The 7,196-nt window shown below is 62.6% G+C and carries 7 protein-coding genes; 5 read left to right on the top strand and 2 right to left on the bottom strand.

Translation table 11 applies throughout. From position 1 onward, the window contains the following. Nucleotides 1-63: 63 nt before the first annotated feature. Together bfr (QZY48_RS17555) and bfr (QZY48_RS17550) are read left to right on the top strand one after the other, a co-directional pair. Nucleotides 64-528 (top strand): bacterioferritin, encoded by a 465-nt coding sequence (gene bfr, locus QZY48_RS17555; protein ID WP_295433406.1) that lies wholly within the window; start codon nt 64-66, stop codon nt 526-528. Between the two features lie 32 nt (nt 529-560). Then, nucleotides 561-1,034, top strand: a complete 474-nt coding sequence (gene bfr, locus QZY48_RS17550; protein WP_295433402.1) for a bacterioferritin — start codon at nt 561-563, stop codon at nt 1,032-1,034. Nucleotides 1,035-1,190: 156 nt separating this feature from the next. Here bfr (QZY48_RS17550) and QZY48_RS17545 read toward each other — a convergent pair whose 3' ends face one another. Both QZY48_RS17545 and QZY48_RS17540 read right to left on the bottom strand, forming a co-directional pair. Next, nucleotides 1,191-1,766: a PEP-CTERM sorting domain-containing protein gene (locus tag QZY48_RS17545; RefSeq protein ID WP_295433399.1), complete on the bottom strand. Its 576-nt coding sequence runs from the start codon at nt 1,764-1,766 to the stop codon at nt 1,191-1,193. Nucleotides 1,767-1,796: 30 nt separating this feature from the next. Continuing rightward, nucleotides 1,797-3,713 (bottom strand): metallophosphoesterase, encoded by a 1,917-nt coding sequence (locus QZY48_RS17540; protein WP_295433397.1) that lies wholly within the window; start codon nt 3,711-3,713, stop codon nt 1,797-1,799. An 829-nt stretch (nt 3,714-4,542) separates the two neighbouring features. Between QZY48_RS17540 and QZY48_RS17535 the strand changes: the two genes are divergently transcribed. The 3 genes from QZY48_RS17535 to QZY48_RS17525 all read left to right on the top strand — a co-directional run bounded on the left by QZY48_RS17535 (nt 4,543) and on the right by QZY48_RS17525 (nt 7,019). Further along, entirely contained in the window at nt 4,543-5,016 is a 474-nt protein-coding gene (locus tag QZY48_RS17535; RefSeq protein WP_100918785.1) for an Hsp20 family protein, read from the top strand. 104 nt (nt 5,017-5,120) lie between these two features. Next, entirely contained in the window at nt 5,121-5,552 is a 432-nt protein-coding gene (locus QZY48_RS17530; protein ID WP_295433391.1) for a DUF29 domain-containing protein, read from the top strand. A 108-nt stretch (nt 5,553-5,660) separates the two neighbouring features. Beyond that, nucleotides 5,661-7,019 carry a DegQ family serine endoprotease gene (locus QZY48_RS17525; RefSeq protein ID WP_295433389.1) on the top strand — a complete coding sequence of 453 codons (1,359 nt, stop codon included), beginning with the start codon at nt 5,661-5,663 and terminating at the stop codon, nt 7,017-7,019. Nucleotides 7,020-7,196: the final 177 nt, after the last annotated feature.

The raw sequence follows: 7,196 nt of genomic DNA, 5'->3' as shown, positions 1-7,196 counted from the left end.
CTGCTTGTACCGCCGCGCGCCGAACCCAACCTTGCTCACCAGGTTCAACGACAGGCCGTGCCCATGAAGACCGACCCGAGTATCCATCAGCACCACAACGCGGTGCTCAAGTTGGCCCTGACCAACATCAACCAGTACTTCCTGCACGCCCGCATGTTGGGCCACTGGGGCTTCAAGACCCTCGAGGGGCACGCCTTCCGCGCCTCGGTCGCGGTCATGAAGGAGGCGGATGACGTCATCGCGCGGGTGCTCTTTCTGGAGGGCCTGCCAAACCTCCAGAATCTGGGCAAGCTCCTGATCGGCGAGGACGTACCCGAAATCATCCAACACGACCTCACCGCCGAGCGCGCCTACCGCGACGCCCTGGCCGCGGCCATCGGCCACTGCGAGACCCACCAGGACTATGTGAGTCGCCACGAACTGGAAGAGATCCAGGAGGAGAGCGAGGAGCGCATCGACTGGCTGGAGACCCAGGTCGCCCTGATCGCCGCCCTGGGCCTGGAAAATTACCTGCAATCCGCCATCTGACGCCGACCGAATCTGCCCGCCGGAGACCGACAATGCAAGGCTCACCCAAGGTCATCGAGCAACTCCAGTCCTTGCTCGCCAACGAACTGGCCGCCATCGACCAGTATTTCATCCACTCGCGCATGTATGAGGACTGGGGCCTCACCCGGCTCTTCGAGCGGATCAACCACGAGTCCGAGGAAGAAAAGGAGCACGCCACCGCCCTGATCCGGCGCATCCTGTTCCTGGAGGCGACCCCGGACATGACGCACCGCGAGGGGCTCCAGGTCGGCACCGACGTGCCCTCCATGCTGGGCAACGACCTGCAACTGGAGTATGCCGTCGCCGCCGGGCTCAAGCAGGCCATCGCCATCTGCGAGCAGGAGCGCGACTTCCAGACCAGGACCATCCTGGAACAGAACCTGAAAGACACCGAAGAGGACCACGCCTACTGGCTGGAGCGGCAGTTGGGGTTGATCGAGAAGATCGGACTCCAGAACTACCTCCAGGCGCAGCTGAACCCATAGGAGCCGGGGCGTCCCGCCCCGGCGATGCCCGCGGGGGCGTAACGCCCCCCGCTCGCGCGCCGCCCACCTTGCCCACCCCATCGGGTGGTTGCTTCAGCTTGGGAACGCCTTTCCTGGCACATGAGGGGTCACACAATTCGCCCGATGAGCCGTCTGTTATTTCAAAGCCGTTCGCTCTTCGCTCCGTCGCTGCAACATCAGTCCCCCCAGTCCGGCGCCAAGGAGGAAGAAGGTGGATGGTTCGGGGACGGGATCGACCGTGACCCTGGCCGGGTTGCTGAATCTGTTGTCCAGCGAGATGATGTCGGAATCGGGATCAAAAGCGAGATCGTCGGGACTAATCCGGAATAATCCGTAGGTGGCGTCGATGATGCCTGTCGTCATGAAACCGGGATTTGCATCCAGGTGAATGAAGAAACTTCCCACCCCGGTCTGAAGATCGGCATCGAATGGATGCGTGACCATAGCGCCGGGGTCCACGATAAAGCTACCGAGGTCGGCGAGATAGCCGGTAAAATCCCCCCAGCCTGCCAATGAATTGTAGGTGACGTCAGAGAACACCGTATAATAGTCGGCATCGCCCGTGAGGGAGAAACCCCAGCCGACGGTGGCGCCAGGCATGCCGGACAGGTCCCCACCGGCCGGGATCAGCGTCATGATCCCGGCGCCTCGTACCGGAAGCGAGGTGGCCAGGACCAGAGTAGCGGTGAGCAGGAGAATGGATTTCAGCATGTCGAGCCTCCTGTTTGTCATGAGTGCGCATCAGCGGAACTGGTTTACCAGGGTCTTGCTCCCCCCGCCGCCATTGGCGGCGCTGTAGGTCGCTACCGCGGTAAAGCGGGCGCCGGTCGCGCAACCCGAAAAGTCAACGCTCACGTTGCCGGTGGCAGATGCGCCAACCGCAATATTCCCCACGACGAGCGGCAACGCCGTCGTGACTACGGGCTTGCAGGGTGTGCCGGTGGCAGGGTAGGTCTGGGTAAGCTTCAGTCCGTCAACCTTGGCGGTTTGCGCCGCTTGCTTTCCCGCATTGGTCAAAATTGTCGGCCAGACGCGGGCGTTGACCACTCCGGATTTGACGCCGAATGCCGCGGCCAAGAGCGGTACCCCCGCATGGTTGGCGGTCACGGTTGCCGGACCGGTCATGGTGAAGGTGGTGGCGGCGCTGTTTGGATTAGCCACCGGCCCAGTCCAGGTTAGGAAGGTGTAGTCAAGGTTAGGGATGTCCTTGAGATTCAGTTGGCTCCCGGCGTTGTACCAGCCGCCGACGGCTGATGGCGACACGGACACCACTCCCGTGCCGGCCGGACTGACCGCAGTAGACAACTGGTACTGGGTGATAAAGTTCGCCGTGTAGGTGATTGGTGTGTCCGGCACGATGATGCTGCGGCTCATGGCCCCGTTGTCGGACCAGTCGGGAAAGGCCCCGCTGTCGGACCAGTCGGTAAAGACAGAGCGGGTGTGGCCGACCCCTTGGGGTGACGTCGTGGCAATGACATGGGGGTCTCCCGGCAGCCAGGTGAAGGTTTGCGTCGTGTCTTGGGGGTAGCCGTCCGCGGTGAAACTGAGGCCCGCCTGCGAGGTCTGCACGGTTACGGGGGTCACTGCGTCCGGCGGAGTGTTAAAGGTGTCGAACGCCTCGTACCCGTCAGCGTCGGTTTGCCCCTTATAGCTGTTCACGGTCACCTTGCTGCCATCGATGTCCACCACACTGAAATAATAGGTTTTTATATCGCTCTTGATATGCCAGAGAACGGGATTGACCGAAAAAACCGTTTCACCCCCCCCTCCGGCGCCGCTGGTGCCGTTGAGTAGTTGCACGACATTGTTCTGCCAGGTGAACGGCGGGCTGCTCTGGTGTATGGGGGGGATGCTGTTGTCAATGGTCTTGCGGGAAAAGAGATGGGAGTGCCCGCACGCGTAGATGTCGAAGTGGTTGTCGTCCAGGAGGCGCCAGAGATTCGTAAAGGTTTCATCCGGTGCCCCGGGAGGTTCCGTGGGGTCCATCGTGGAACCGCCGTCGACGTAGTAATAGGGGGTATGGATGAAGAGAATTTTGTGGGTTGCCGTGGTTAGGGCCACCTGAAGCTCTAGCCAGGCCAGTTGGGTGGGATCAATGGTCCCGCTCATGTCGTACGTGGGCTCATCTGCGGTCAGATAATACGGATCAAGCACAGCAAAAAAAGTATCGCCTTCGGGAGAGGTAAAGGAGTAGGTCAGATAGTCATAACCGATCGGGCCGTTCCGGGGATTTTCGGTAAAGACCTTTTGGTACTCTTTCTGGTTTTCAAGATATAATCCAGCGGTTTCCTGATGTTTTTCGTGTCGATAGAGCTCATGATTGCCGATGGCGGTATACAAGGGTATCTTGTTGTCATCCAGGGGCTTGAAAAGGTCTTTCCATGCCTGGTACGTATAGGTGCCGTCGATGTTCCCCCGGTAGGACATATCTCCACCGAACAGCACAAATGCCGGTTTGTCCGGGAGTTTCACAATCCTGTCGACGATGGCCCTGAGCACGTCCGAGTTGACCGGATCATTGATAGACTCTCCCCGGCTGTCGGCCAGGAAGACAAAGCGCAGCTTCTCGCAATGTCCCGTACCGGGCAGCAGTGCGCCTGAGACCAGGAACACCGTCAGGCAAAGGGTGATAAAAATCCGTTGGTTTTTGTCGCTCATGGTGTTTTCTCAAGGGATAGGAAATCCAACAGCGATTTCCGGCGAACGCTAACCTACTGAAAAAAAGCGCTGCATTTTGCGAAATTTTCGGTTGACAGAAGGCTGGATTTTCTTAAATCAGTCACTTGGATTTGGTTCACCGGGAATTGCTCGAAATTCAACCGCACGACATCTGTAGTAAGGGGACCATAACATCGAAGGAAAGGGCTCTGCAAGGACAAAGTGCGATCCGACGGTGGCCGACGGTGGCCGACGGGGGGAGAAGCGGGGAGCAAACCGCCGTTTGGGAGAGCGCCGGGCGGGGTTTCGCGAGGGCACGATCACTGCAGAAGCCCTGACGCCGGGGTTCCGCTAACCTACTGATGTCTCGCCCAGATTCGTGGGGATACCTCAGGGACAGACCACGGTTGCTGAACGTTCGTAGCCCATCTGCATGGACAAGACTGCGCAGTTCCGTTTGGTGGCTTGTCCGGCCTTGGACAGCACACTCGCCGATGTACAGCATAGCAGAATAACCCCGGAGGGCTGCGGCGAACGTCCACTGTCCGTTGCACTGCGGCCGTTGAGATTCGGGGAACGGATGTCGGCTCATGGCCGTGAGCCCCCGGTCAGCCATCCACTTAGGACCATCCGTCGGTTCGCGTAACACATCGGTACCGGACATTTCTAACTTGCGCGGAAGCGGACATCATGAAACTTGCGTTGACACCCTTGACAGCCGCGCCCAACGGGTCTACTTTACATAATGTAGACGCTCAACCTGAGGTCTACAGGGTCAGCGGTTCATCGGAACGCGCCAATCCATATTGCTCAACCTGAGGATATGACGATGACGACCATCGACTTTTCGCCTCTGCTCCGGTCCATGATCGGGTTCGACCGGCTCTCGAACGCCTTGGAAACCGCCTACCGCACCGAGCCCGGCGGCTACCCGCCCTACAACGTCGAGGTGAGCGGCGAGAATGACTACCGCGTCACCATGGCAGTGGCCGGTTTCTCGGAAAAGGACCTGTCCATCGAGGCCAAGGAGAACATCCTGACCGTCTCCGGTAGCCGTACCGAAGACGAGGAACAGCAGGACACCCGCTTCCTCTACCGCGGCATCGCCAACCGCAGCTTCGAGCGCAAGTTCCAACTCGCGGACTATGTGCGGGTAGTGGAGGCCCATCTGGAGAACGGCCTGCTGCATGTGCAACTGCGGCGCGAGATCCCCGAGGCCATGAAGCCCCGCAAGATCGAGATCCGCGGTGGCCAACCCCAGGAGCGGCTGGTCAACGCGACCGAGGTCAAGGCCGCGGCCTGATCAGGGCTCCTGATCGGATCGAGTGACAGGTAACACGTAGGCCGGGCACCCGCCCGGCCTGTTTGCGTCCAGCCTTTGAATCCAACCCTGAGCCTCTCCCGACTATGAACTGGCCGACTCTGTCCACCGATTCACCCTACAAAACGGCCGTCGCCATCCAACAGGAATTGCAGCAAGGCCGCGTCGCCGAGGCGGCCAGCGGCCTCGCGGAGTTGATCGACGCCTTGTCCAAGTCAGAAAAGCGCGCCCTGAAGAGTCAACTGGTCCGTCTGATGCTGCACATCCTCAAGTGGCACGGCCAGCCGGAACGCCGATCGCTCAGTTGGATCGCGAGCATCGAGGATGCCCGGGACGAGATCGGCGACATCCGCGACGAGACCCCGAGCCTGAATGAGCAAGTGATCAAGGACCTCTGGGCCAAGGCCTTCGTGATCGCCAAGCGCAATGCCGAAGCGGAGATGGGAAAGCGCTCGTCCGCTGAGAGGCTCACCTGGCAGGAGGTTTTCGACACCGTCTATGTCCTGGACCGCGACTAGCCGGGAACCCATCGCGACGCCCTCGGGACTCCCTGACCCGCCCCCCGGGTTGCCTTGCGCACCCGCGGACACCACCTTGCGTCGCAGGTGATTGCCGAGTCTGATCCCATGAAGTATCGAACCAACGACCCCCTCTGCCTGCTCGTGGTCCTGGCCGCCCTGTCGGCGCTGCCGCAACCGACCCTGGCCGGACTGCCGGCCACGGCCGACGGCCAGCCCCTGCCGAGCCTGGCGCCCATGCTGGAGCAGGTGATGCCGGCAGTGGTCAACATCTCCACCGTCACCCGGATCGATGCGGCGGACAATCCGCTGCTGCGCGACCCGTTTTTCCGCCACTTCTTCGCGGTCCCGCAGCAGCAGGAGCGCGAGAGCAACAGCCTGGGCTCGGGGGTCCTGGTGGACGCGCGCCGCGGGCTGGTGCTCACCAACCACCATGTGATCGCCAAGGCGGAAGCGATCCGCGTGACCCTGGGTGACGGCCGGACCCTGAAGGCGGACCTGGTGGGGGCCGACCCGGCGACGGACGTGGCGGTACTGCGGGTGCCGACGCAAGGGTTGACGGCCCTGACGCTCGCCGACTCCGACCGGCTCAAGGTCGGGGACTTCGTGGTCGCGATCGGTAACCCCTTCGGGCTCAGCCGCACCGTCACCTCCGGCATCGTCAGCGGGCTCGGGCGCACCGGGCTCGGGATCGAGGGCTACGAGAACTTCATCCAGACCGATGCCTCCATCAACCCGGGCAACTCGGGCGGGCCGCTCGTGAACCTGCGCGGCGAACTGGTGGGGATCAACACCGCCATCCTGGCCCCGGGCGGCGGCAACATCGGCATCGGCTTCGCCATCCCGGTGAACATGGCCCGCGCCATCATGGACCAGATCGTCGACCACGGGGCGGTGCGCCGCGGTGCCTTCGGGGTGGCGGTGCAGGACCTGACCCCGGACCTGGTGACGGCCCTGAAGCTCGACTCCCCGGCCGGGGCCCTGGTTTCGGCCGTGGACCCGGACTCGGCGGCGGCGGCGGCCGGGCTGCGCGAGGGCGACGTGATCCTGCGCCTGGACGGTCGGCCGGTGACCAACGGGGCCGACGTGCGCAACCGCTTCGGGCTGCTGCGGGTGGGTGCCCGGGTGGAACTCGCCATCCTGCGCGACGGCCGGGCCATGACGCTCAAGGGCGAGATCGCCGACCCCTACCGGGGCTTCATACCGGCCGACAAGCTCGCCCCCAACCTGGCCGGCGCCCTGCTCGGGGACCCGCGGGGGCGCGGCGGCGCCGTGCTGGTGGGGCCCGTGACCAAGGACAGCGCGGCCTGGCAGTCGGGCCTGCGCGAGGGCGACCTGATCCGCGAGGTCAACGGGGTGCGGGTCGGCACGCTGCGCGACCTGACGCTCGTGCTGCGCCAGTCGCGCGGGCTCTTCCGCCTCCAGATCCAGCGCGGTGAGCAGTTGATTTTATTGGCGCAGCCCTGAGCGGCGGCGAAGCGCAAGATCGCTTTACCCACCTTCGCCTTGGTCTGCGCGTCCGCGGCGCGAAGCCGCTGGACCTGGAACAGGTTGCCGTCCAGCCGCGGACTCTGTGGGAGCGGCTTTCACGGTAACCCGACTTACGCGATTGTTCTCTGCGTCTCTGCGCCTCTGCGTGAGATT

The sequence above is a fragment of the uncultured Thiodictyon sp. genome, assembly GCF_903828115.1.
Lineage (GTDB): Bacteria > Pseudomonadota > Gammaproteobacteria > Chromatiales > Chromatiaceae > Thiodictyon.
Note: the sequence above shows the minus strand (reverse complement) of the source record. Positions and strands in the feature narration are given on the sequence as shown.

What these genes read in the sequence shown, in the direction of transcription:
- bfr (WP_295433406.1), top strand. Translation starts at nt 64, where the DNA reads ATGAAGACCGACCCGAGTATCCATCAGCACCACAACGCGGTGCTCAAG.
- bfr (WP_295433402.1), top strand. Translation starts at nt 561, where the DNA reads ATGCAAGGCTCACCCAAGGTCATCGAGCAACTCCAGTCCTTGCTCGCC.
- QZY48_RS17545 (WP_295433399.1), bottom strand. Translation starts at nt 1,766, where the DNA reads ATGCTGAAATCCATTCTCCTGCTCACCGCTACTCTGGTCCTGGCCACC.
- QZY48_RS17540 (WP_295433397.1), bottom strand. Translation starts at nt 3,713, where the DNA reads ATGAGCGACAAAAACCAACGGATTTTTATCACCCTTTGCCTGACGGTG.
- QZY48_RS17535 (WP_100918785.1), top strand. Translation starts at nt 4,543, where the DNA reads ATGACGACCATCGACTTTTCGCCTCTGCTCCGGTCCATGATCGGGTTC.
- QZY48_RS17530 (WP_295433391.1), top strand. Translation starts at nt 5,121, where the DNA reads ATGAACTGGCCGACTCTGTCCACCGATTCACCCTACAAAACGGCCGTC.
- QZY48_RS17525 (WP_295433389.1), top strand. Translation starts at nt 5,661, where the DNA reads ATGAAGTATCGAACCAACGACCCCCTCTGCCTGCTCGTGGTCCTGGCC.